This is a genomic window from Bacillota bacterium (assembly GCA_009711825.1).
GTDB lineage: Bacteria > Bacillota > Proteinivoracia > UBA4975 > VEMY01 > VEMY01.
Map to the genome: position 1 here is coordinate 1 of VEMY01000026.1, position 22,104 is coordinate 22,104.

The window sequence follows — 22,104 nt, forward strand, 5'->3', positions numbered from 1 at the left end:
ACCCCTTATGCACCGATTATGTAGGAATAGCTCGATATTCCTAGGTATTACTTCAATTTCCGGGGTGCAAAATCCTGCCGTTAATGGAAGAAATTATAAGGGAAAAGGGACTTTCTGCAGTGGAATCATCCATAGGCAAGCTGAAAAATCCAGAGTATTTTAACACCTGGTTCACACGAATTGTCATTAACTGCTCTATAAACCAATTAAACAAAATGAAAAAGGTCGTGCCCCTTGTGGATGATGACTTTGCTGTTGCCGCTAGTACCGGAATCAGCAAGGAGGAATCAGTGGACTTATACTCCGCCATTGACAAACTGAAACCGGAAGAAAAGACCATCGTAATCTTGATGTATATAGAAGGGTTTACGCTTAAAGAAATTGCGTCGATGTTGAATATTCCTTTAGGGACAGTTAAGACACGGTTGAATCGGGCCTTGAAAACATTGCGTGTAAAATTGGAGGTGTAAAAAATGGATCCGAAAATTAATATACCCCACGAAGAGTTAGACCAGGTTATCCAAAAATCAATTACCAGGGGGAGACTGAAGATGAAGACCAAAAAGAAGAAGTTTACAGTGCTCAAGGCAGTTGCCTGTGCCGGCCTCGTACTCGTCGGCTCATTGGTGGCCAGCGTCAATGCAGTGCCGGCCTTCGCCGACGCATTAAAGGAAATTCCGGGAATGTCGGGTATTGTAAGGATTATTGAGTTTGACCGCGGTGTCGGGGTCGGCGGCAAGGTAACAGACGGGCAGGAGCTGGGCGATATTGTTTGGGCCAGAGAGGGCGACCGGGAATCAGTGACCTTAAAATTATTTACCGAGGACGGTGTCGCTCCCGCGCCCGGGTACTTTGAAATTGTCGAGGAGCAGTATCCCAATCGTTTGGTAATTTCCATCAACGGAGTGCGCCGAGTCTCTGTGCCTGATTGGGCAGCGCCTGAAAACAGCTTGCTACTCACTGACATGTATCGCATGGTAACACTGGATGATTCAATGCAGCGGATAGTTTTGTCCTTCGCAACCCCGGTTGACTATACAGTCGCAGAGACAGAAAACGGTGGCATTTATATCGCTTTCGAGGAAAAACAAACTGATTCTTTGGCCCCGGTATATTCCGTACGAACCGCGTCCGAGGCCGCCTTGGAGCCAATCGCAGTCATAGAAGAAATTTTGCTGTGGGAACATGGTGTTGAGACAGCAAGATTGATTCATGATGCAAAAGGCGATGCTTTTGTTGAAGTAGGTTACTTTGAAACTGAGGCAGAAGCTCAGGCAATGAAAGTGGAATTTGAAGAGAATTTAGGTAGGTCGCTGTTCATCGAGGAAAGAGGGGAATCGGATATTCCTGCCAACCTCAAATAAACAAACGCCGGACAAGGGACCTGTCCCCTTGTCCGGAAAAGTTTAACAAGTTGGCAGGATTTTTTTCCCAGGTATAGAACTCCTTCTAATGATAGGAGGGTACACTTATGTACAGATTTGTTTTTGTGTCTGTTTGCATATTAGTTTTGGCCAGTGGTTGCACGGTTACGGATCCCTTCGCCGATGTTGACCCACAGATTAAAATCGATTTAAGTGAATTCTTACATACAGTCGCTTTTGGCTGGGAGGGTAGTTTGTCTGTTGCTGACAGCCCTGGTTTACACTATGTTGGCGAGGTAACGGGCTCGGTTTCCGGTGCTTCGGAGGTGAGGGCATACAGCTATATTGACTCTGAACCGACTGAAATTGACAGTGTTGAACCGGGTCCCGGCGGCAACTGGGAGCTTACGGTTTTATACGGTCCGAAGATTGTCCTGGCCTGGCAGGATGAAGAAATGGTAGGGCAATGGCTGGAGCCACGGACTTTTGTGAATTATCCCTGGCTGGAAAGTGAACCCGGCGCCGATTATTATTTAGTTGATCCACTGGATACGGCCTTGGTTGCCCTGGCGCTGTATATGAATGACCAACTCCAGGACGCGGCTGATGTGCTTGCGCCATTGCAGGCGGTGCATCAGGAGTTTTCGGGTCTGCCGGAGAGTGTGGATGTGTTTGGCCGCGCGGACGCCGATGCGGCAATATCTATTGAGGCCACTGCCTGGGCGGGTTATGTAGCGGCGCTTTTGGCGAAGGCCAGTGATCAGGCAGTACTTTGGGCTGAGGCGGAAGCTTATGCTGGTTACCTGGAGCAGTTGCAGTATGTTCCCAACGATCCCCGGCAGCAGCTTCCCGGCATGCTGTTGTTTGAAATTTTGACAAGTCATAACAATGAATATCAGGCATTGGCCACGGCCTGGGAAGTACAGGCCGGAGATCAATATGACCCGTATGCTGGATTGGCAATGGCCTTGAGTGGCGAAAGGGTATCCCAATTTGTTGATACCGATTTTGCGCCCCAGACGGAAGCGGAAAAGTGGCTGCATTTTAATGTTTTGGCTGCAGCCGGCGAAACCCCGCCGGATTTAGAAGCCGAGCTGGATGCGCTTACAGGGCAGCCGGTTGGCAGCGCGCTTATGGCAGATAACGAGCCATGTATAGCTGCTTCGGCATGGATGTCGATTGCGCTTTCGGGAAATTTCCGCTGACGCTTGACAAGCGACTCTGAGTATTTTATACTATCACTTGTGATGCGGAAGTGGCTCAGTGGTAGAGCATCGCCTTGCCAAGGCGAGGGTCGCGGGTTCAAATCCCGTCTTCCGCTCCATTCATATGTAAAAAACGCTCTTTTTAGGGCGTTTTTTTGGTATCCTTACTTGTCCTACCTGAATCATATGATATAATATAATGGTTATCTTTTTGGAGCATAAGGAGGTACTTCGTTGAAGACAGAAATAGTTAATAGGGAAGGCAATACCGTTACACTCAAGGTTGAACTCGGTCCTGATGTTGTGGCAAAAGCCATTGACAGGGCATATGTTATTATCCGTAAAGACATCTCCCTGCCGGGTTTCCGTAAGGGCAGAGTCCCCAGAAACATAATTGAGAAACGGTTTGGGGTGGAAGTGTTTTACGAAGAAGCAGCCAACATTCTATTACAAGAATCGTATCCGGGCGCAATTGATGAAGCGCAGCTGGATCCGGTAGACAAGCCGGAGATTGATGTCGAAGAACTTGGCATTGATAAGCCGTTTGTTTATACAGCTAAAGTTACTGTGAAGCCGGAAGCAAAGCTGGGCGAATACAAAGGGCTTGGCATCGCCCGGGATGAAGTGTCCATCAGCGACGAAGATGTCGCTGAGCAGCTTTCCGGGCTTCAAAAGCAAAAGGGGCAAATGGTTGCCTTGCCGGAAGGCGAAGCTGCACAGAAGGAAGACCAGGTAATTATTGATTTTGTTGGCCGTTTGGATGGTGAAGAATTTGAAGGCGGCTCCGCCACCAACCATCCCCTGGTTCTGGGCTCAAACCAATTTATTCCTGGCTTTGAAGATCAATTACTGGGCAAAAAAGCCGGTGAGCATGTAGTTGTCAAGGTGACAATGCCGGAAGAGTACCATGCCGAGCATTTGGCCGGCAAGGATGTGGAGTTTGCTGTCGACATCAAAGAGATAAAGCGTCAGGAGCTGCCGGAACTTGATGACGAATTTGCCAAGGATGTCAGTGAGTTTGAAACTCTTGAGGCCTTTAAGGCAAATATGCGCGAAGAAATGGAAAAAAGAGCTTTGGATGAAGCCGAACAAAAACAGCGTCAGGAGATATTGACCGCCGTTGCTGATAATTCTGAAGTTGACATTCCCGACGTAATGATTGAAAATGAATTAGAGGCATTAATCCGTCAGACTGAAACACGTTTCGCTCAACAGGGCTTTAAATTTGAAGATTTTCTCCAGTATAGCGGAAAAGATTTGGAGCAATATAAACAGGAGTTGCGTCCAAATGCCGAGAAAAATGTGAAGACCGAGTTGGTTCTTGACGCGTTGGTGAAAGCGGAATCGCTTTCTGTCAGCGAAGAAGAACTGGATCAGGAATTGGAGAAAATGGCAGAGGCATACTCCCGGAACAAAGAAGAGCTTAAGACCATTCTAGAATCCGGGGGGCAGATGGCAGGCATTGAGCAGGTGCTCCTGCATAAAAAAGCACTTGATTATTTAGTTGAGGTTAACAGTTAGGAGGGTGAACGAATATGACCCTGATTCCCATTGTTGTTGAGCAGACCAACCGTGGAGAGCGTTCCTATGACATCTATTCACGGCTGCTCAAAGACCGTATTATCTTCCTTGGTACTGCAGTGGACGACAATGTCGCCAATGCGGTAATCGCCCAGATGCTGTTTTTGGAGGCGGATGACCCCGATAAAGACATCTTTCTCTATATTAACAGCCCCGGCGGCTCGATTACTGCCGGGATGGCCATCTATGATACCATGCAGTACATTCGCCCTGATGTCACTACGATATGTATGGGCATGGCCGCTAGCATGGGTGCGTTCCTTTTGGCTGCCGGAGCCAAGGGCAAGCGTTTCTGTTTGCCCAACAGCGAGGTAATGATTCACCAGCCCTGGGGTGGCACCCAAGGCCAGGCTACTGACATTGAAATTCATGCTCAGCGCTTGCTGCGCATGAAGCGTCGGCTCAATGAAATCCTTAGTGAACGCACTGGCAAACCGCTGGAGGAAATTCAGCGGGATGTTGAGCGTGACAAGTTTATGACTGCTGTTGAAGCCAGGGAATATGGTATTGTCGACTCGATTATGGAACGCAACACAACAACTGGCTAAGAATAGCGAGGTGAAACCATGAAGTATGGTGAAGACAAAGGGCATTTGAAATGTTCCTTTTGCGGCAAGCCCCAGGAACAGGTTCGTAAGCTGGTGGCCGGTCCGGGAGTATACATCTGTGATGAATGCATTGAATTGTGCACAGAGATAATTGAAGAGGAGTTCAGTGAGTCCACGGAATTAAATCTCGAGGATATTCCCAAGCCCCAGGAGATCAAAGGTATTTTGGACCAATATGTTATTGGCCAGGAAGATGCCAAGCGAACCCTGTCAGTTGCCGTGTACAATCACTACAAACGGATTCGCGCCGAGGTGGGCAGCGATGATGTTGAATTGCAAAAGAGCAATATCCTACTCTTAGGACCTACAGGGGTAGGTAAAACCCTGTTAGCCCAGACTTTGGCCAAGATACTCAATGTGCCCTTTGCAATTGCAGACGCCACTTCCTTGACCGAGGCCGGTTACGTTGGCGAAGATGTGGAAAACATCCTGTTGAAATTGATTCAGGCTGCCGATTATGATGTGGAGAAGGCGGAAAAAGGGATAATCTATATCGATGAAATCGACAAGATTGCCCGAAAGTCTGAAAATCCTTCTATCACCCGGGATGTATCGGGCGAAGGCGTTCAACAGGCGCTCTTGAAGATACTTGAAGGTACGGTTGCCAGCGTTCCACCCCAGGGTGGCCGCAAGCATCCTCACCAGGAGTTTATTCAGATTGACACCACCAATGTGCTGTTTATTTGCGGCGGCGCCTTTGACGGCGTGGATAAGATTATCCAGAACCGGATTGGCAAGAAAATTATTGGCTTTGGCGCCGAAGGCACAAAAAAACAGGATTCCAACATTGGCGAATTGTTGCGCCAGGTACAGCCCAGCGATTTGGTTAAGTTTGGGTTGATTCCTGAGTTTGTTGGCCGGGTGCCGATTGTCGCTTCTTTGGATGCCTTGGATGAAGAGGCTTTGATTCAAATTCTTACCGAACCGCGCAATGCTCTGGTCAAACAGTATAAAAAGATGTTCAGTCTCGACAATGTGGTCCTGGAATTTAAACAAGATGCACTGGAGCTGGTCGCTCAAGAGGCAATTCAGCGGAACACCGGCGCCAGGGGTTTGCGCTCGATAATGGAGAAAGTTATGCTGGATATCATGTTTGAAATTCCGGCCCGCACCGATTTGGAGAAATGTATCATCACAAAAGAAGTGATTGCCAATAAGGAAGAGCCGCTGTATGTTTCCACCGAGAAACGCTCTTCAAAAAAAAGAAATGTCACAGCTTAAAAATGGCGGGAGCATGTTTTGCTCCCGCTTTTGTATTGGATAGATTGGCAGTCCCTTGCTAATAATAAGTTCGACACATTAGTAAGGGGGAGATATCTATGGGTGAGCTGGCCGGTCTATTTACAGTTGTCCAGCTTTTCTTTGCAGTGGTTATCGGTCTATATTTCTGGAACCTTTTGCGTAATCAGCAGTCAAATAAGGTTGCAGTTGACAGGGATTCAAAGAAGGAAATGGATAAACTCAATCAATTACGGAGCATACGCCTCACAGAACCGTTGTCGGAAAAAACCCGTCCCACCCGGTTTGATGAAATCATAGGGCAGGCAGACGGTTTAAAGGGATTGCGGGCGGCGTTATGTGGTTCTAATCCTCAACATATCATTGTTTATGGCCCGCCCGGTGTCGGCAAAACTGCCGCTGCCCGCTTAGTTTTGGAAGAGGCCAAGAACAATCCGCATTCACCGTTTAACACCAGTTCCAAATTTGTGGAACTTGACGCCACCACTGCCCGTTTTGATGAACGGGGAATTGCTGATCCGCTGATTGGCTCGGTTCACGATCCGATTTATCAGGGGGCGGGCCCGATGGGGGTTGCGGGGATTCCCCAACCGAAACCGGGGGCGGTTACCAAAGCCCATGGCGGGGTGTTATTCATCGATGAGATTGGTGAGTTGCACCCCGTTCAAATGAATAAATTGTTGAAGGTTCTTGAGGACCGCAAAGTATTTCTGGAAAGTGCCTATTACAACAACGAAGACAGCAATATTCCCAAACACATACACGAAATCTTTACCAACGGGCTTCCCGCCGATTTCAGATTGATTGGCGCCACAACCAGAATGCCGGACGAAATACCGCCGGCGATTCGCTCCCGCTGCGTAGAGATATATTTCCGTTCGTTATTGCCCAAGGAAATCGGTATTATCGCCCGCAATGCGGCAAATAAAATTGAGATGCCTTTAAAAGAAGAGGCTTTGAAGGTAGTTTGCGAGTATGCTACCAATGGCCGGGAAGCAGTGAATATTGTCCAGGTGGCCGCCGGTGTTGCTATAAACGAAGAACGGGAGCAGATTGAAGCCGCCGATATTGAATGGGTGGTCAACAGCAGCCAGATTCCTCCCCGGCCCAAATCGGTTGTGCCCCAGCGTTCCCGGGTTGGCACAGTTACCGGACTGGCAGTGTATGGTCCAAACATGGGTGCATTGTTGGAAATCGAGGCCAATGCTTACCCAACCACTGCGGGGACGGGAAAACTCATCGTTACAGGCGCGGTTGATGAGGAAGAGTTGGGGCGACCCGGCAAAACTGTGCGGCGAAAGAGCATGGCTCGGGGTTCGGTGGAAAATGTTCTCACTGTGCTCCGGAGAATTATGAGTGAGGACCCCCGGGATTACGATATCCATGTTAATTTCCCGGGCGGGGTCCCGATTGACGGACCATCGGCAGGGGTGGCGATTGCGACAGCTGTTTACTCAGCGATTAAGGAACAAAAAGTGGATCATTATTGTGCTATGACTGGAGAGGTTTCGATTCATGGGACCGTCAAACCGGTGGGCGGGATAGTTCCCAAGATAGAAGCTGCACGCCTAGCCGGGGTCAAGCGGGTGTTTATTCCCCGGGAAAATTATTTGCATTTGTTCAATACCGGGCTTGAAATTGAAGTAGTTCCGGTGGATAATCTCCAGGAAATTCTCGCAGCAGCCTTTGAAACTGAAGGTTGTTACGAAGAAGGAAAAGTGGTGGCAAGCGCCCAAATGGTTCAAGGGTTGTCCCACTGCCAAAATTAGGGTAATATTTTTGCAGGAGGTGTACGAATGAGTGAGACAAAATCAACGCGGGTCTTGCCTTTAATGGCTTTGCGCGGAATACTAATTTTCCCCCATATGATTATGCATTTGGACGTTGGACGGGAAAAATCTGTGGCCGCATTGGAAAAAGCGATGGTTGAAGATAACGAAATACTTCTGGTCAGTCAACGGCAGTCCAATGTAGACGAGCCGGAAATTGACGACCTTTTTTCTGTGGGCACAATTGCGGCGATTAAGCAGGTCTTGAAGCTTCCCGGCGGCACTGTCCGGGTGTTGGTGGAGGGGTTGTCCCGGGCGCGCATTACCGATTATCTTGACACAGAGCCCTTTTATCTTGCCGAAGCAGAAGCAGTTGCAGAACCTGGTGGCGCAGACCGGGAGTTGGAGGCGTATATGCGCGCTTTGCTCCACCAATTTGAACGTTATATTAAGATGAGTAAGAAAATCCCCGCCGATACGTTAATGTCAGTTTCAGAAATTGAAGACCCGGGACGGCTGGCGGATGTTATTACATCGCATCTGACATTAAAAACAGACGCCAAACAAAGCATTCTCGAGGCGTTTGAACCCCGGCAGCGTATCGACCGGCTTACAGAAATCCTCGCCGGTGAAAATGAAATGTTGGAGATTGAGCGCCGGGTAGGGAACCGGGTTCGCAAGCAGATGGAAAAAAACCAAAAGGAATATTATTTACGTGAACAAATTAAAGCAATCCAAAAGGAACTTGGAGAACGGGACGCCAATGCCGAGGAAGCCGACAAGTTCCGTGAACTTCTAGCTGCGTTGAAAATGCCTGATGAAGTGCGTAATAAAATGGAACAGGAGATTGACCGCCTGGAGCGGATGTCGCCGGCCAGCGCTGAAAGCTCGGTGCTGCGCACCTATTTGGATTGGGTGTTGGAATTGCCTTGGGGCAAGGAAAGCCGCGACCGCTTAGACTTAAAAAAGGCAGAAAATATACTGGAGGCAGACCACTACGGCCTGGAGAAAGTGAAGGAAAGGATTCTGGAATTTTTGGCGGTGCGCAAACTGGCCAAAAAACTCAAAAGCCCGATTGTGTGTTTAGTGGGACCACCGGGGGTGGGCAAGACTTCCCTGGCCCGTTCGGTTGCCCGTTCACTGCAACGGGAGTTTGTTCGCATCTCGCTCGGCGGTGTGCGGGATGAGGCAGAAATTCGCGGCCACCGACGCACTTATGTGGGGGCAATGCCCGGTAGGATTATTCAGGGAATCCGGACGGCCGGCACAGCCAACCCCGTGTTTCTATTGGACGAAATCGACAAGATGAGCACCGATTTCCGGGGCGATCCCTCAGCTGCCCTTTTGGAAGTGCTCGACCCGGAACAAAACAACACGTTTAGTGATCACTATATCGAAGCGCCTTTCGATCTCAGCAAGGTCCTGTTTATTACCACTGCTAACACCTTGTACCAAATACCCCAGCCTCTTTTGGACCGCATGGAAACTATTCATATTTCCGGGTATACAGAGGAAGAAAAACTGGAGATCCTCAAGCGCCATCTGCTGCCAAAGCTATTTACCCAACATGGGCTGAACAAGGACTCTTTAAAGTTTACCAACCACGCCATGAGCAATGTCGTTCGTCTTTATACCCGGGAAGCCGGGGTGAGGAATTTAGAGCGCCAATTTGCGGCAATATGCCGGAAGGTGGCGAAGCAGCTGGTCGCCGGCGAACAGAAACAGGTGAAGGTCACTGTTCAGAACCTGCACAGTTATTTGGGACCGCCCCGCTTTCATGATACCGATCATGAATTGGAGCCGGCAACCGGCGTTGCCGTCGGCATGGCTTGGACTCAAACCGGCGGCGAAACCCTGAGTGTGGAATCGACAATTATGCCGGGGACCGGGAAATTGATTCTCACTGGCAAACTGGGTGAAGTTATGCGCGAATCGGCCCAAGCTGCCCTCAGCTATGTGCGCTCGCGCCCAGAATTGGATTTTGCCGAAAATTACTACCAAAAACACGATATTCATGTCCATGTGCCTGAAGGGGCGATTCCTAAAGACGGACCATCGGCTGGGGTGACGATTGCCTGCGCGCTTTATTCGGCCATCGCCAATCGCCCGCTGCGACGGGATGTGGCGATGACTGGTGAGATTACCCTGCGGGGCCGGGTGTTGCCGGTCGGGGGAATCAAAGAAAAAGTGTTGGCTGCCCACCGGGCTGGAGTTACGACAGTACTTTTGCCCAAAAATAATCAGCGGGATGCCGAAGATATTCCCGCCAACGTGCGTCGAAAGTTAAAAGTTGTCTGGACAGAGCATATTGAAGAAATACTGCCGCGGGTACTGGCCGATGAAAGTTAATAATGCAGAGTTTGCTCATTGTGTGGCAACGGTTCAACAAATGCCGGAGACCGGCCTGCCTGAGGTGGCCTTTGCCGGCCGGTCCAATGTGGGCAAATCCTCATTGATAAACAGCCTGTTAAACCGCAAGAGTCTGGCCCGAACCAGCGGTCAGCCGGGCAAGACCCAGACGCTTAATTTCTATCTGGTCAATGACAATTTCTACCTGGTGGATTTGCCGGGCTATGGTTACGCCAAGGTACCGCATTCTGTTCGTGACAAGTGGAAGCGGTTACTGGAGGGTTATCTCAGCAAGCGCAACTTGTTGCGGGGCGTAGTGTTGTTGGTGGATAGTCGCCACGATCCCCTGGAGGCGGATTTGCAAATGTTTCAGTGGCTGCGCTATTACAACAAGCCACTGATAGTTGTGGCCACCAAGGTGGACAAATTAAAGCAGAAAGATTATAAGGACAAGCTTAATAAATTGGAGCAGGCGTACTTTCAGACACCAATTATTCCGTTTTCCAGTGTCAAAGGAATAGGTAAAAGCCAGCTGTGGTCGCTTATTGATGAACTTGTTGGCAAGCAGGGGGATGTTGAATGAAACCGACTGTGGCCGATTTAGTTAAGGAACTGAAGTTGAATGTTTATTGTGGTACGGATTTGGATTCCCGGGAGATTACTGTTAGCGACATCAATCGACCGGCGCTTGAAGTGGCAGGTTATTTCACCCATTATCCCAAATGGAGGGTGCAGGTAATCGGCCAGACCGAGCATGACTTCTTCAGTACTTTGTCAGAGTCGGTTAAGGAAGAACGGGCGCAAGAGTTAATGCAGCCGGAGACGCCGGCCTTTATTCTGGCCCGGGATATTCAGCCTTCCCAACCGGTGTTGGCCACTGCCCGGAGACGTAACGTTCCGCTATTGGGGACGAAAATTTCAACCACCCGTCTGATTAGTCGTCTTGGGCATTGGCTGGATAATCAACTTGCCCCCCGCAAAACTATCCACGGAGTGTTTGTTGAGCTGTTTGGGGTCGGTGTGCTGATAACTGGTAAAAGCGGCATCGGCAAAAGCGAGACAGCAATGGAATTGATCAAGCGGGGACACCGCCTTGTGGCTGACGATGCGGTGGAAATACGTCGCCCCTCGGAGGAAGTGCTGGTGGGAGCAAGTCCCGCTGTACTCAGTAATATGATGGAGCTTCGGGGTGTGGGAATCATCGATGTGTGTAGATTGTATGGTGCCGCCGCTGTCCGACCTGATAAACGGGTGGAATTAATCTTGCATTTTGAACACTGGGTGGAGGGCGCCGCCTATGACCGCCTGGGATTTGATGGGGAATGTCAGGATATCCTGGGGGTGAAGGTGCCATTTGTGCGTGTGCCTGTGGCGCCGGGACGGAACCTGGCGATGATTGTAGAGACCGCAGCCATAAACTTTCGGGCAAAGGCCATGGGATTGGATGTGGCCGCGGAAATTAACCAGCGGATTACCGATGCAATGAATCAGTCGAAGGACCCGACAACATAAGGGAGTGGAGAGCATGCTAGGTAAAACCTTAGGCTGTCATTGCGTGAACAGGACATGCTTCAGAATCAATGGCGCCGTGAACGACTGGAAACAATATTACCCGAGCTAATGGCAAAGGAAGAGCTTGATATGTGGATTCTGGTAACCAGGGAAGACAATGAGGACCCGGTTGCATCCTCACTTTTGCCGCCAGTCTTGTCGGGAGACCGGGGACTTGTGCATTCATCCCGGCTAAGCAGCGCCGAGGGATTGGCTGTGGCCTGGTTGGAGCAACGGACCAGAGCTGAAATGCAAGTGTATCCGCCACTAATCGAACTTGGCCACAAAATTATCGAAGAAGCATTCTCATCCTCAGTAGTTAAACCAGGACAGACCTTAATCGCAGATGTGGCCTGGTGGATGTGGCAAAAGCTCCGGGACTTGGGCTTGAAGGCTTGGTTCAGACCGATGGTGGCCCTAAATCGGCCCGGTGGTGCGGGAATGCAGTGGCAGGGTGTTATTGAGCGAGGGGATTTGCTCTTTTGCGATTTGGGGATCGGTACCTTGATCTAACAACCGATACCCAGCGCCAGGCATATGTCCTCAGGGCGGGCGAAACAGCGCCGCCGCGAGGATTGACTTCGGCTCTAGCCGCTTGCAATCGCGTCCAGGATATTGTATTAGCAGAGTGTAAGCCCGGGATTGAGCGGAAATGAAATCCTCAAACGTGTTCGCCGCCAGGCAGCGGAGGTACAAATTGAGGCCTATTTTAATCCGGTAGGCGCATATGGTCACGGACCGGGGGCACCTGTCGGTATTTGGAATTGCCAACAAGGCGTTCCTGGCCGCGGTGAGTGCCCGATTGCAGATAATTGCTGCTACGCACTGGAGTTATGTGTAGCGAAGCAGGTCTCAGAATGGTCTAAGACACTGACTCTGAACCTTGAGGAAACTGTGGCTATACTGGGCGGAAAAATGCAATTCCTCGCTGACAGACAGAGCGAGTTCTATCTTATATAAAAAAGGGCTACCCCGCTGGGGCGGCCCTTTTTTATTGACGCTTCAGATATGCGTTGCCAAACACCAGGAGCTTGTCTTTGACATGGACGCTGATCACATTTAGCGCTGTGTCAACGTCTGGTAGATAGTAATGGAGCTCATTATGCCGCATTTCCTCTTTTTCCTGATCCTTGAAAACCTCTGTATAAGTTTCGACAATGAAAATGTGGTTTTGTGTAAAGTAGCCTTCAAACTGGTGGTTGCGGATTTGATTTTTGGTATTGGGGTCCACAGTTTGCTCATGAATATTGAGCAGGCGATTGCCTACGATTCGTGCCTCGAGGGCGCCTTCATAGTCGGTTTGGCTGCCATCGGGTCTGAAAAGACGGTTTTTTATGGTGAGAATATCATTAATTATTTCAACCGCCACCTCAATTTCACCGGTCTGGGTTTTGCCACCGTCAATATTTACGTAGTTGGAAAGTGAGCCGCGCCAAGATGCGCTTTGATTTAAAAACGGGTTCCTTTCTGCCATAAGAATCCAACCTCCTTAATCCAAACTAAGTATATTGCATATGTCCGGATATGCCATGTCTATATTTTTACAAAACTATGTTACAGATTCTCGAAGTATTAGTGAAAATATTAACCCGCTTCAGGAAGGAAAACCATCTTTGTACATCGAAATATATGAAAGATATTTTTAATACTTTATGACAGGAGGTATGTGGGCTTGAGCAGAATTGTCGACCATCCGATTTTAAATTTTGGAGAAAAGCCTATGGTGCGCTTTAAATTCGAAGGCCGGGAACTTGAAGGCCGCGAAGGAGACACAATCGCCGCGGCGCTCCATGCCAATGGAATCAAGGTGCTTAGTCACAGTCGTCGCCATCATCGTCCCCGGGGCTTTTTTTGTGCAATCGGGCAGTGTTCGTCCTGTTTAATGGAAGTCAATGGTGAACCCAATGTTCGGGTGTGCATCGTGCCGTTGGAGGAAGGTATGGACGTTAAGTTGCAGCCCGCCACCGGAGGTGAGCTGAAATGGTAAACACTGATCTGTTAGTTGTCGGTGGTGGCCCGGCCGGCTTGGCTGCAGCCGATACAGCTGCTTCACTGGGTATAGATGTGCTTTTGGTGGACGAGGGACGCGCGGTAGGCGGTCAGTTGGTGAAACAGACCCATAAATTTTTTGGCTCTGGAGAGCACTATGCCGGCGTGCGCGGCATTGATATCCCCAAGCTGCTTAATCGTGAAGAAAACAGTCAGCGTGTCCGGATCCTTACAGACACTACTGTTGTCGGCTGTTATGAAGATGGTGTGGTTAGCGCCCTGACCGGTGAAGATAATTACTTTAAAATCAAGGCCAAGCGCGCTATTTTTGCCACTGGCGCCACCGAAAAGTTTTTGTCATTCCCGGGTAATGATTTGCCAGGTGTATATGGCGCTGGCGCAGTTCAGACCTTGATGAATCAGTTTGGCGTTATCCCCGGCAAGCGGGTGCTGATGGTCGGCGCCGGCAATATCGGGATTATAGTCAGCTACCAATTGCTGCAGGCAGGGGTTCCTGTGGCTGCTGTTGTGGAAGCTGCCCCTACAATTGGCGGTTATCTGGTCCACGCCTCAAAGCTAGCCCGGGCCGGAGTTCCAATTCTTACCCGTCACACTATTCTCGAAGCCCGGGGTAAGGATGCGGTTGAGTCGGCAGTTATTGCCCAGCTGGATGATAACTGGCAGGTTGTTCCCGGTACTGAGGAAGAGGTGGATGTGGATGTGGTCTGCCTGGCAGTCGGTCTTTCGCCGGTGGTAGATTTGCTGCGGCAGCTGGGCTGCGAAATGAAGTATGTGCCGGAGTTGGGCGGTCATGTGCCGATTCGGGACAAAAACCTGAAAACTGCCACTGGTTGGATTTATGTGGCTGGTGATGTGGCTGGTGTCGAGGAAGCTAGCGCTGCTATGGTAGAAGGTCGTCTTGCCGGTGCTGCTGCCGCTGCCGAGTTGGGCGCGGATAAGCAGGAGGCAGACACAGTTATTAGCCGTTGCCTGGCCAGCCTTGACGCTTTGCGAGGCGGTCCTGTGGGAGAAAAGATCCGTTCTGGAATTGCCAAACTGGAAGGGGGAGCTGTCAATGCTTAAGGCAACCGGTGTCGCCGGCCCCAAGGATTGGGAGGCAAAACTGCCTGACAGCCAGCGTCGTAAACAGGGACCGTATGTGGTCTTTGAATGTTTCCAGGAAATTCCCTGTAACCCATGTGAGCAGGCGTGTCCCCGGAACGCAGTGGCCATTGGCGAAGATATCAATACAATACCCTGTATCGATTATGGCCTTTGCAATGGTTGCGCTATCTGTGTCGCCCGCTGTCCTGGGCTGGCAATATTTGTCGTTGATGAAACCTATGCCGAAGGTTACGGAAAAGTTATGATTCCCTGGGAGTACAAGCCGTTGCCTGCCAAGGGTGATACGGTTACTGCCGTAGGCAGGGATGGTAAAGAAGTGTGTACCGCCGAGGTTGTTGAGGTACGCAATATAAAAAACCAGGACAGGACGGCTGTCATCGGTTTAAAGGTGCCGTTGGAGCATGTGAACGTTGTCCGGGGGATTAAGCTCGGGGGTGAAATTAATGGCTGATAAAGATGTAATCATTTGCCGTTGTGAAGATTTGACCCGGGAAGAAGTGCGCAAGCTGATTGAAGCCGGTTTTACCACCATTGAAGAAATCAAGCGTGTCAGTCGCTGCGGGATGGGTCCTTGCCAGGGGCGCACTTGTCACCAATTGCTGGTGCGGGAAATTGCCTCGATTACCGGGCAGAGTGCAGAAGAAATTGCGCCTGCTGTTGCCCGGCCCCCAATCAAGGGTGTCAAACTGGGGACACTCCTGAAGGAGGCTGAGTCACATGAATAAAAATACAGCTGAAGTCGTCATTATCGGCGGTGGGATAATCGGCTGCGCCACCGCATATTATCTGGCTAAGGCCGGGGTAACCGATGTCGTTGTGGTGGAGCGAAACTACCTGTCCAGCGGGTCCACCGGTCGCTGCGGCGCAGGTGTCCGTCAGCAGTGGGGCCTGAAGATGAATTGTCTTCTGGCCAAGGAAAGCATCCGCGCTTTTGAAACTCTGAATGAAGAATTAGATACAGGATTTGATATAGAGTTCAAGCAAAAGGGCTATTTGATGCTGGCCTATAACGAAAAGATGGTGGAGCAGTATAAGAAGAATGTCGCGCTGCAACAATCCTTGGACATTCCAGTTAAACTAATTACTCCGGATGAGGCCAAGGAGATCGTGCCGCATCTGAACACCGATGGTTTGCTGGCAGCCACCTTCTGCCCCACCGATGGTCATATTAATCCATTTACGGCAACAATCTCGTACGCTGAGGCGGCCAAACGTCTGGGTGTGCGGGTAATGACCTATACCGAAGTTACCGGTATTGAGGTGGAAAATAACAAGGTGGTGGCAGTGAACACCAGCAATGGAAAAATTCACACCAACAAGGTGTTCAATGCGTCCGGCGGTTATTCCAGGGAAGTCGGGGCAATGGCGGGGGTTGAACTGCCAACCCATCCTGAGCGTCACCAAATTCTCGTTACCGAGCCGGTTGCACGCCTGCAGGACCCAATGGTTATCTCCCTGCAGCACGGGTTCTATTGTCAGCAAACACCCCACGGCAGCTTCGTGATGGGCTTTGGCGACCCCAACGAGCTCAAAGAGCATGTGGTCACATCTTCCTGGAATTTCATGGAGGAGATGGCCGAAAAGGTGTTACCGGTGCTGCCGCCTCTGGCTGAGCTCCGGGTTGTACGCCAGTGGGCGGGGCTCTATAATATGAGTCCCGACGCCCAACCGATTCTCGGTGAAATGCCGAATCTCCAAGGATTTTTCAATGCAGTTGGTTTCAGTGGCCACGGCTTTATGCTGGCTCCGGTTACTGGCATGTTGATGGCCGAGTTGATGAGCGGCCAAGAGCCACACTTGGACATCAAGCCACTGTCCATCGAGCGCTTTGAAAAGGGAGAATTGCTTCGGGAACCTTCTGTTGTATAAAAAACGGGTCTGCATTGGCAGGCCCTTTTTTTATCGGTATCATAGCAATGACCGTTGGCAATGCTATAGTTAAGGAGGTGCGGACAATTGATTCATGCTGAAGTTTCACTATATCCACTGAAAACAAATCAGGCCAGTGATGTAATTAACAATTCGATTGATGCCTTGGGATCTCAGGGTGTCCAATATTCGGTTGGGTCCATGAGCACCCATCTTCACGGCAATGAAGAGCAGGTTTGGCAAGGATTGCAGCAAATGTTCCAGAATGCCAAGAAATCTGGGGAAGTGAGCATGGTAATCACGATCACCAATGCTGCCGACTAAAAACACCCTCAAAGGGTGTTTTAAACTTTATCTGTTCTTAGTTGACAACCAAGGGGAAAAGGAGGATAGTATATTTTAGTTGAGTAACTGGGAGCGGTGGTATAGTGAAAAGGATTACCTTGGCAGATTTATATTTGTTGATTGTAGCGATGATTTGGGGCGCAAACGTGGCTGTGGTTAAGTCCGCGCTGGAAGAGTTGGGCCCTCTGCCCTTTAATTCACTGCGTTTTTTGATTGCCACGGTGCTTAGCTGGCTGCTCCTGGCCGCCACCGGCAATCTGAGCCTGCCCCGGCGGCAAGATATTCCCCGTTTGCTTGTGCTTGGCCTCACGGGGCATATGCTATACCAGGTTCTGTTCATTTCCGGGATTAACCTCACCAGCGCCGGCAATACCGCATTGCTATTGGCGACAATTCCCATTTGGGTAACGGCGTTGGCTGCCTTACTGGCGCCGAGGTTTCCACCAAGCAGACCTGGTTGGGGATCGGCATCTCAATAGCAGGGATTGCCCTGGTGACAATTGGCGGTGGCCAAAAACTGGAGCTGGGCGCTTCCTGGCGGGGGGATTTAATGGTTGTTGCCGGAACTTTTTTTTATAGCTGGTATACTTTGAACAGCAAAGTATTGCTGAGCCGTTATTCACCGCTACAGTTTACCACCTGGACGATGACCTTCGGTTCTATTGCTTTGCTATTGTTTTCAACGTCGGCCCTTATACGTCAAGACTGGGCCGCTGTTGGGATGATTGGTTGGGGAGGGCTTGCCTACTCGTCTGCGTTGGCGATTGTCCTGGGATACTACATTTGGATAAACGGGGTGAAAAAGCTGGGGGCTGGCAGGACTGCTATATATAATAACCTGACGCCGGTCTTTGCCATGATTACCGGCTGGCTTGCCTTGGGCGAAGGTGTGTCGTTATTGCAATTGGCGGGAGCGGCACTGATTGTTACCGGATTATATACCGCCCGCACCGCAAAGGCTAAACCGAGCGGGCAGCAGCTGATAATCCCGCAAAAATCTCTATCTTGACTTGACTTTTGCATAGCTGCTGCAGTATGATTATATATAACCCAATACAGTCATCGGCTGTGAAGGGGAGGAGTACGGTGGTTAGTCGCCGCTAAGAGAGGAGAATCATTGGCTGCAAGTTCTCCCGGCAGACCCATCGGAATGTCGCCCCGGAGCCAGCGCTTCTCTGCGCCGGGCCTTGTGCCCGTTATCAACGAGAGATTCCGCATTTTTTCGGAAAATAAGGTGGTACCGCGAGCCCTTCGCCCTTATGGCGATGGGCTTTTTTGATTTTAAAGGAGGTTGATTTGAATGGATAAAATGAGCACTGCATACAATCCGGCGGAAATTGAACCGCGTCTGCGGGAATACTGGCAGGACAAATTCAAGGCACCGGATAATCCTGAGGGAGAAACATTTTCAATTGTGATGCCGCCGCCAAATGTCACAGGCGCATTGCACATGGGCCATGCCATGGATAATACACTGCAGGATGTCCTCACCCGGTGGAAGCGGATGCAGGGCGTAGCCACGCTTTGGCTGCCGGGCACTGACCACGCGGGCATTGCCACCCAGATCAAGGTGGAAGAAAAATTGCGTGAAGAGGGCTTGAGTCGTCATGATCTCGGCCGCGAGGAGTTTATTGACCAGGTCTGGAAGTGGAAAGAAGAGTATCACGGACGGATTATTAGTCAGCTTGAACAGATAGGGATTTCCTGCGACTGGTCCCGGGAGCGGTTTACCCTGGATGAGGGATGTTCCCGGGCGGTCAGAGAAGTATTTGTCCGGCTCTATGAGAAGGGTCTGATTTATCAGGGTGAGTACATGGTCAACTGGTGTCCCCGCTGCCAGACTGCGATCTCCGATATCGAGGTTGAGCACCAGGATGCCGAAGGTAGTCTCTGGCATATCAAATATCCGTTGGCAGACGGCTCCGGACAGCTTGTAGTGGCCACCACCCGGCCGGAGACGATGTTGGGGGACACTGCCGTGGCAGTGCATCCGGAAGATGAGCGGTATCAGGATTTCGTCGGTAAAGAAATTTTGTTGCCGGTTATGGAACGCCGGATACCCGTGATTGCCGACGAACATGTGGACCCCGAGTTTGGCACCGGCGCAGTAAAGGTGACGCCGGCCCATGATCCCAATGATTTTGAAATCGGGCTCCGCCATCAGCTACCCCATGTGGTGGTTATTGATCCCACTGGAAAAATGACTGGGGCCACAGGTAAGTATGAAGGAATGGACCGCTATCAGTGCCGCAAGCAATTGCTGGCGGATCTCGAGGCGGCTGGCTGGCTGCTGGATACTGAGAGCCACCAGCATGCCGCTGGGCATTGCCAGCGGTGTGAAACAATTGTTGAGCCTTTGGTTTCCAAGCAATGGTTTGTCAAGATGAAACCCCTGGCTGAGCCGGCAATCGAGGCGGTAAAAAGCGGTGACATCCGCTTTGTTCCCAGTCGATTCGAAAAGATTTATTTCAACTGGCTGGAAAATATCCGCGATTGGTGTATTTCCCGGCAAATCTGGTGGGGTCACCGTATCCCTGCCTGGTACTGCCAGTGCGGGGAAACTATCGTATCCACTGAAGAGCCGACTGCCTGCAGCAAATGCGGCAGCAATGACCTGTGTCAGGATGAGGATGTGCTGGACACCTGGTTCAGTTCTGCGCTCTGGCCCTTCTCAACCATGGGCTGGCCCAATGAGACGAGCGATTTGCAAAAGTATTTTCCCACCAATGTTTTGGTCACCGGTTATGACATCATCTTTTTCTGGGTCGCCAGAATGATTTTCACCGCCCTTGAGTTTACCGGTCAGGCCCCGTTTAAAGATGTATATATCCACGGATTAATTCGCGATGAACAGGGGCGCAAAATGAGCAAGTCCTTGGGCAATGGCATCGATCCCCTGGAAATGATCAAGGAATATGGCGCCGATACCTTGCGGTTTACACTTCTGACCGGCGCTGCCCCTGGCAACGATATCCGCTTCCAGCAGGATAAAGTGGAGGCGAGCAGAAACTTCGCCAACAAAATCTGGAATGCCTCCCGGTTTGTGTTGATGAACCTGGAAGGGGAAGTTGAGCCAATCAACGATGCGGATTTGGATTTCGCCAGCCGCTGGATTCTGGAACGCTATAACAAAACGATTACTGCGGTAACAAATAACCTTGAGAAGTATGAACTGGGCGAGGCGGCCCGGGTAATCTACGAATTTTTATGGAACGAATACTGTGACTGGTATATCGAGGCGGCAAAGTTAGGCCTGGCAGGGGATGCCAAGGCCCGGAAACTGACCCAGGCAGTTTTGAAGAAAGTGCTGACCGGCGCTCTCCAGCTCCTGCATCCGATAATGCCATTCATCACCGAAGAAATATGGCAGCAATTGGAGCCCGGCTCCATTGCCCTGTCCCAATGGCCCCAAGCGGCCGGAAATTACGATGGCAGTGCGTTTCGGAAGGTTATGGAGCTGGTGCGGGCAGTTCGCAATATCCGCAGCGAGCTAAACATCAGTCCCGGCAAAAAAATTCCGGCCTGGCTCTATGTGGAATCAGATGCTGATTACTATGAGCTGGGGGAACTGGTTTGTCACCTGGGAAGGGTCTCTGAGTTTAAAGTAATCGCAGCCGGCGAGAAGCCCCGGGAAGCCGTGGGGCGGACTCTTGGTTTTGGCGAAGTGCTGGTACCTTTGGCAGGCGTTATCGACATCGATCAGGAAATCGCCCGTCTGGAGAAGGAAACGGGAAGCTTGGACTTTGAGGTGGAGCGGCTTGAGAAGAAACTGGCTAATCCCGGCTTCACTGGCAAGGCGCCGGCGGCGGTTATCGCCAAAGAACAGGAGAAGCTTCGCGATTATCAGGCCAAGCGGCAGCTTGTAATCGAACGGCTTGCCCAGATGAAGGATGTCGGACCGAACAATGGATAACCCTCTGGGCTGGTTGGAAAGCCTGCCGCGCTACAGCCAGATCCGCTACAACTTGTTCCGGTTTAACCGTCTGCTGGTTCATTTTGAACTTGACTATCGTCAGCTGCCTGTGTTTGTGCTCACCGGCAGTAATGGTAAAGGCACCGCGGCTGTGACTCTGGCGGGAATATTAAAAGAGGCCGGTTTCAACCCCGGCCTTTACACCTCTCCCCATTTATACCGGTTCAATGAGCGAATCAGTGTTGCCGGTCAAGAAATCGGCAGCGAGGAGCTAAATGCTCTGCTAAGTGATATCCGAAATAATCTACCTGTGCTGCCGGTAATGTATGGAGGCTGGATTCATTCCGAGATTCTTACTTTGGCTGCACTGATGCACTTCCGCAACTCCCGGGCTGATGTCCTGGTTTTGGAAGCGGGACTGGGAGGACGCTTGGATCCTGTGAATTTATTTCCCCAACCCCTGGCAGTTGGCATCACCTCTATTTCTTTGGAACATAAGGGCATCCTGGGCGAGACTGAGGCGGAGATTGCCGGAGAAAAGGCGGGGTGCATAAAGCGAGGACGGCCACTGGTGACCGCCGCTGACGGCGCTGCCCTGGCGGTGATTGCCCGCCGGGCCAGGTTGATGGGTGCCAAACTCATAACTTGGAACCAGGATTTCCGCTGGGATACGGAGCTGGTTTTACCCGACCGCACTATTGCTCCTTGTGATACTCCTCTGACCGTGGCCGCGCGGCAGAATCGGGCACTGGCTGCCTGTATGGCTGTACAGGCATTTCCAGAGCTGCCGACGGCCTGCCTCAGTAAGCTTAATGATTATTCATTGCCCGGCCGGTTCGAGATAGTTGATGGCAGCCCGCCGATTGTCCTGGATGTTGCCCATAATCCCGAAGCGATTACCAATTTGTTGCAGGGACTGAAGCGACGCTATGGCGCTGCCCGGATTGGGTTTGTGTTTGGAGCTTTGAGTGACAAACCTATAGAGCCAATGCTGAAGTTGCTGGCGGACACGGGACCGGTGTGGTTTGCGCCGGTTGCAGATGCCCGTGGCGCAAAGCCCCTGGCTTCTCCTGGCGTGGCGGCTGTAAATTCGGTGGCGCAGGGGCTTGAGGCCGCAGAACTGCACCGCCCCGACGTCATCTGTGTTACCGGTTCATTCAGTGTCGTTCGACAGGTGCGCCCGTTATTGTAAACGGG

The 22,104-nt window shown here is 50.9% G+C and carries 23 protein-coding genes and 1 tRNA gene; 23 read left to right on the top strand and 1 reads right to left on the bottom strand.

Annotated features, from left to right (window positions below):
• The first annotated feature begins 83 nt into the window (after positions 1-83).
• From FH749_08710 to FH749_08770, 13 genes are all read left to right on the top strand, one after another.
• Positions 84-470, top strand: coding sequence for a sigma-70 family RNA polymerase sigma factor (locus FH749_08710; GenBank protein ID MTI95555.1), 387 nt, complete (start codon positions 84-86; stop codon positions 468-470).
• A gap of 3 nt (positions 471-473) precedes the next feature.
• The gene (locus tag FH749_08715; GenBank protein ID MTI95556.1) at positions 474-1,364 is read left to right on the top strand and encodes a hypothetical protein; all 891 of its coding nucleotides are present in this window, start codon (positions 474-476) and stop codon (positions 1,362-1,364) included.
• A gap of 107 nt (positions 1,365-1,471) precedes the next feature.
• Positions 1,472-2,569, top strand: a complete 1,098-nt coding sequence (locus tag FH749_08720; GenBank protein ID MTI95557.1) for a hypothetical protein — start codon at positions 1,472-1,474, stop codon at positions 2,567-2,569.
• A gap of 44 nt (positions 2,570-2,613) precedes the next feature.
• Positions 2,614-2,688: transfer RNA gene (locus FH749_08725), tRNA-Gly, on the top strand.
• Between the two features lie 115 nt (positions 2,689-2,803).
• Positions 2,804-4,090: a trigger factor gene (locus FH749_08730; GenBank protein MTI95558.1), complete on the top strand. Its 1,287-nt coding sequence runs from the start codon at positions 2,804-2,806 to the stop codon at positions 4,088-4,090.
• Between the two features lie 14 nt (positions 4,091-4,104).
• Entirely contained in the window at positions 4,105-4,698 is a 594-nt protein-coding gene (gene clpP, locus FH749_08735; GenBank protein ID MTI95559.1) for an ATP-dependent Clp endopeptidase proteolytic subunit ClpP, read from the top strand.
• An 18-nt stretch (positions 4,699-4,716) separates the two neighbouring features.
• Complete coding sequence (gene clpX, locus FH749_08740; GenBank protein ID MTI95560.1) at positions 4,717-5,979, top strand: ATP-dependent Clp protease ATP-binding subunit ClpX; 1,263 nt, start codon at positions 4,717-4,719, stop codon at positions 5,977-5,979.
• A gap of 98 nt (positions 5,980-6,077) precedes the next feature.
• Positions 6,078-7,766 (top strand): ATP-dependent protease LonB, encoded by a 1,689-nt coding sequence (gene lonB / locus FH749_08745; protein MTI95561.1) that lies wholly within the window; start codon positions 6,078-6,080, stop codon positions 7,764-7,766.
• A gap of 27 nt (positions 7,767-7,793) precedes the next feature.
• A complete protein-coding gene (lon, locus tag FH749_08750) occupies positions 7,794-10,115 on the top strand; it encodes an endopeptidase La (protein MTI95562.1) in 2,322 nt (773 codons plus the stop codon).
• Entirely contained in the window at positions 10,105-10,698 is a 594-nt protein-coding gene (locus FH749_08755) for a YihA family ribosome biogenesis GTP-binding protein (protein MTI95563.1), read from the top strand. Before lon ends, FH749_08755 begins: the two co-directional genes overlap by 11 nt.
• A complete protein-coding gene (gene hprK, locus FH749_08760) occupies positions 10,695-11,627 on the top strand; it encodes an HPr(Ser) kinase/phosphatase (GenBank protein MTI95564.1) in 933 nt (310 codons plus the stop codon). Before FH749_08755 ends, hprK begins: the two co-directional genes overlap by 4 nt.
• A gap of 129 nt (positions 11,628-11,756) precedes the next feature.
• On the top strand, positions 11,757-12,179 hold the full coding sequence (locus FH749_08765; protein ID MTI95565.1) for an aminopeptidase P family protein: 423 nt from the start codon (positions 11,757-11,759) through the stop codon (positions 12,177-12,179).
• A 129-nt stretch (positions 12,180-12,308) separates the two neighbouring features.
• Entirely contained in the window at positions 12,309-12,626 is a 318-nt protein-coding gene (locus FH749_08770; GenBank protein MTI95566.1) for a hypothetical protein, read from the top strand.
• 31 nt (positions 12,627-12,657) lie between these two features.
• On the opposite strand, the gene FH749_08775 is transcribed toward FH749_08770, so the two are convergent.
• Positions 12,658-13,140 (bottom strand): hypothetical protein, encoded by a 483-nt coding sequence (locus FH749_08775; protein ID MTI95567.1) that lies wholly within the window; start codon positions 13,138-13,140, stop codon positions 12,658-12,660.
• A gap of 246 nt (positions 13,141-13,386) precedes the next feature.
• Here FH749_08775 and FH749_08780 point away from each other — a divergent pair, with 246 nt between their 5' ends.
• The 10 genes from FH749_08780 to FH749_08825 all read left to right on the top strand — a co-directional run bounded on the left by FH749_08780 (position 13,387) and on the right by FH749_08825 (position 22,099).
• Entirely contained in the window at positions 13,387-13,653 is a 267-nt protein-coding gene (locus FH749_08780; GenBank protein ID MTI95568.1) for a (2Fe-2S)-binding protein, read from the top strand.
• Positions 13,647-14,738, top strand: coding sequence for an FAD-dependent oxidoreductase (locus tag FH749_08785; protein ID MTI95569.1), 1,092 nt, complete (start codon positions 13,647-13,649; stop codon positions 14,736-14,738). Before FH749_08780 ends, FH749_08785 begins: the two co-directional genes overlap by 7 nt.
• Positions 14,731-15,231: a 4Fe-4S ferredoxin gene (locus FH749_08790; protein MTI95570.1), complete on the top strand. Its 501-nt coding sequence runs from the start codon at positions 14,731-14,733 to the stop codon at positions 15,229-15,231. Before FH749_08785 ends, FH749_08790 begins: the two co-directional genes overlap by 8 nt.
• Positions 15,224-15,505 (top strand): (2Fe-2S)-binding protein, encoded by a 282-nt coding sequence (locus tag FH749_08795; protein MTI95571.1) that lies wholly within the window; start codon positions 15,224-15,226, stop codon positions 15,503-15,505. Before FH749_08790 ends, FH749_08795 begins: the two co-directional genes overlap by 8 nt.
• A complete protein-coding gene (locus FH749_08800) occupies positions 15,498-16,649 on the top strand; it encodes an FAD-binding oxidoreductase (protein MTI95572.1) in 1,152 nt (383 codons plus the stop codon). Before FH749_08795 ends, FH749_08800 begins: the two co-directional genes overlap by 8 nt.
• 87 nt (positions 16,650-16,736) lie before the next feature.
• A complete protein-coding gene (locus FH749_08805) occupies positions 16,737-16,973 on the top strand; it encodes a hypothetical protein (GenBank protein ID MTI95573.1) in 237 nt (78 codons plus the stop codon).
• 104 nt (positions 16,974-17,077) lie between these two features.
• Entirely contained in the window at positions 17,078-17,473 is a 396-nt protein-coding gene (locus FH749_08810; GenBank protein MTI95574.1) for a DMT family transporter, read from the top strand.
• Entirely contained in the window at positions 17,395-18,003 is a 609-nt protein-coding gene (locus FH749_08815) for a DMT family transporter (protein MTI95575.1), read from the top strand. Before FH749_08810 ends, FH749_08815 begins: the two co-directional genes overlap by 79 nt.
• A 291-nt stretch (positions 18,004-18,294) precedes the next feature.
• Complete coding sequence (locus FH749_08820) at positions 18,295-20,907, top strand: valine--tRNA ligase (GenBank protein MTI95576.1); 2,613 nt, start codon at positions 18,295-18,297, stop codon at positions 20,905-20,907.
• Positions 20,885-22,099: a hypothetical protein gene (locus FH749_08825; GenBank protein ID MTI95577.1), complete on the top strand. Its 1,215-nt coding sequence runs from the start codon at positions 20,885-20,887 to the stop codon at positions 22,097-22,099. The genes FH749_08820 and FH749_08825 overlap by 23 nt, the downstream gene beginning before the upstream one ends.
• Positions 22,100-22,104 lie beyond the last annotated feature (5 nt).

Bases quoted from the DNA above. Each gene is read 5' to 3' on its own strand.
- FH749_08765 (MTI95565.1), top strand. From the start codon at position 11,757: ATGTGGATTCTGGTAACCAGGGAAGACAATGAGGACCCGGTTGCATCC.
- FH749_08790 (MTI95570.1), top strand. From the start codon at position 14,731: ATGCTTAAGGCAACCGGTGTCGCCGGCCCCAAGGATTGGGAGGCAAAA.
- hprK (MTI95564.1), top strand. From the start codon at position 10,695: ATGAAACCGACTGTGGCCGATTTAGTTAAGGAACTGAAGTTGAATGTT.
- FH749_08785 (MTI95569.1), top strand. From the start codon at position 13,647: ATGGTAAACACTGATCTGTTAGTTGTCGGTGGTGGCCCGGCCGGCTTG.
- FH749_08825 (MTI95577.1), top strand. From the start codon at position 20,885: ATGTCGGACCGAACAATGGATAACCCTCTGGGCTGGTTGGAAAGCCTG.
- FH749_08720 (MTI95557.1), top strand. From the start codon at position 1,472: ATGTACAGATTTGTTTTTGTGTCTGTTTGCATATTAGTTTTGGCCAGT.
- clpP (MTI95559.1), top strand. From the start codon at position 4,105: ATGACCCTGATTCCCATTGTTGTTGAGCAGACCAACCGTGGAGAGCGT.
- FH749_08795 (MTI95571.1), top strand. From the start codon at position 15,224: ATGGCTGATAAAGATGTAATCATTTGCCGTTGTGAAGATTTGACCCGG.
- clpX (MTI95560.1), top strand. From the start codon at position 4,717: ATGAAGTATGGTGAAGACAAAGGGCATTTGAAATGTTCCTTTTGCGGC.
- lonB (MTI95561.1), top strand. From the start codon at position 6,078: ATGGGTGAGCTGGCCGGTCTATTTACAGTTGTCCAGCTTTTCTTTGCA.
- FH749_08710 (MTI95555.1), top strand. From the start codon at position 84: ATGGAAGAAATTATAAGGGAAAAGGGACTTTCTGCAGTGGAATCATCC.
- FH749_08820 (MTI95576.1), top strand. From the start codon at position 18,295: ATGGATAAAATGAGCACTGCATACAATCCGGCGGAAATTGAACCGCGT.
- FH749_08715 (MTI95556.1), top strand. From the start codon at position 474: ATGGATCCGAAAATTAATATACCCCACGAAGAGTTAGACCAGGTTATC.
- FH749_08780 (MTI95568.1), top strand. From the start codon at position 13,387: ATGGTGCGCTTTAAATTCGAAGGCCGGGAACTTGAAGGCCGCGAAGGA.
- FH749_08755 (MTI95563.1), top strand. From the start codon at position 10,105: ATGAAAGTTAATAATGCAGAGTTTGCTCATTGTGTGGCAACGGTTCAA.
- FH749_08775 (MTI95567.1), bottom strand. From the start codon at position 13,140: ATGGCAGAAAGGAACCCGTTTTTAAATCAAAGCGCATCTTGGCGCGGC.
- lon (MTI95562.1), top strand. From the start codon at position 7,794: ATGAGTGAGACAAAATCAACGCGGGTCTTGCCTTTAATGGCTTTGCGC.
- FH749_08800 (MTI95572.1), top strand. From the start codon at position 15,498: ATGAATAAAAATACAGCTGAAGTCGTCATTATCGGCGGTGGGATAATC.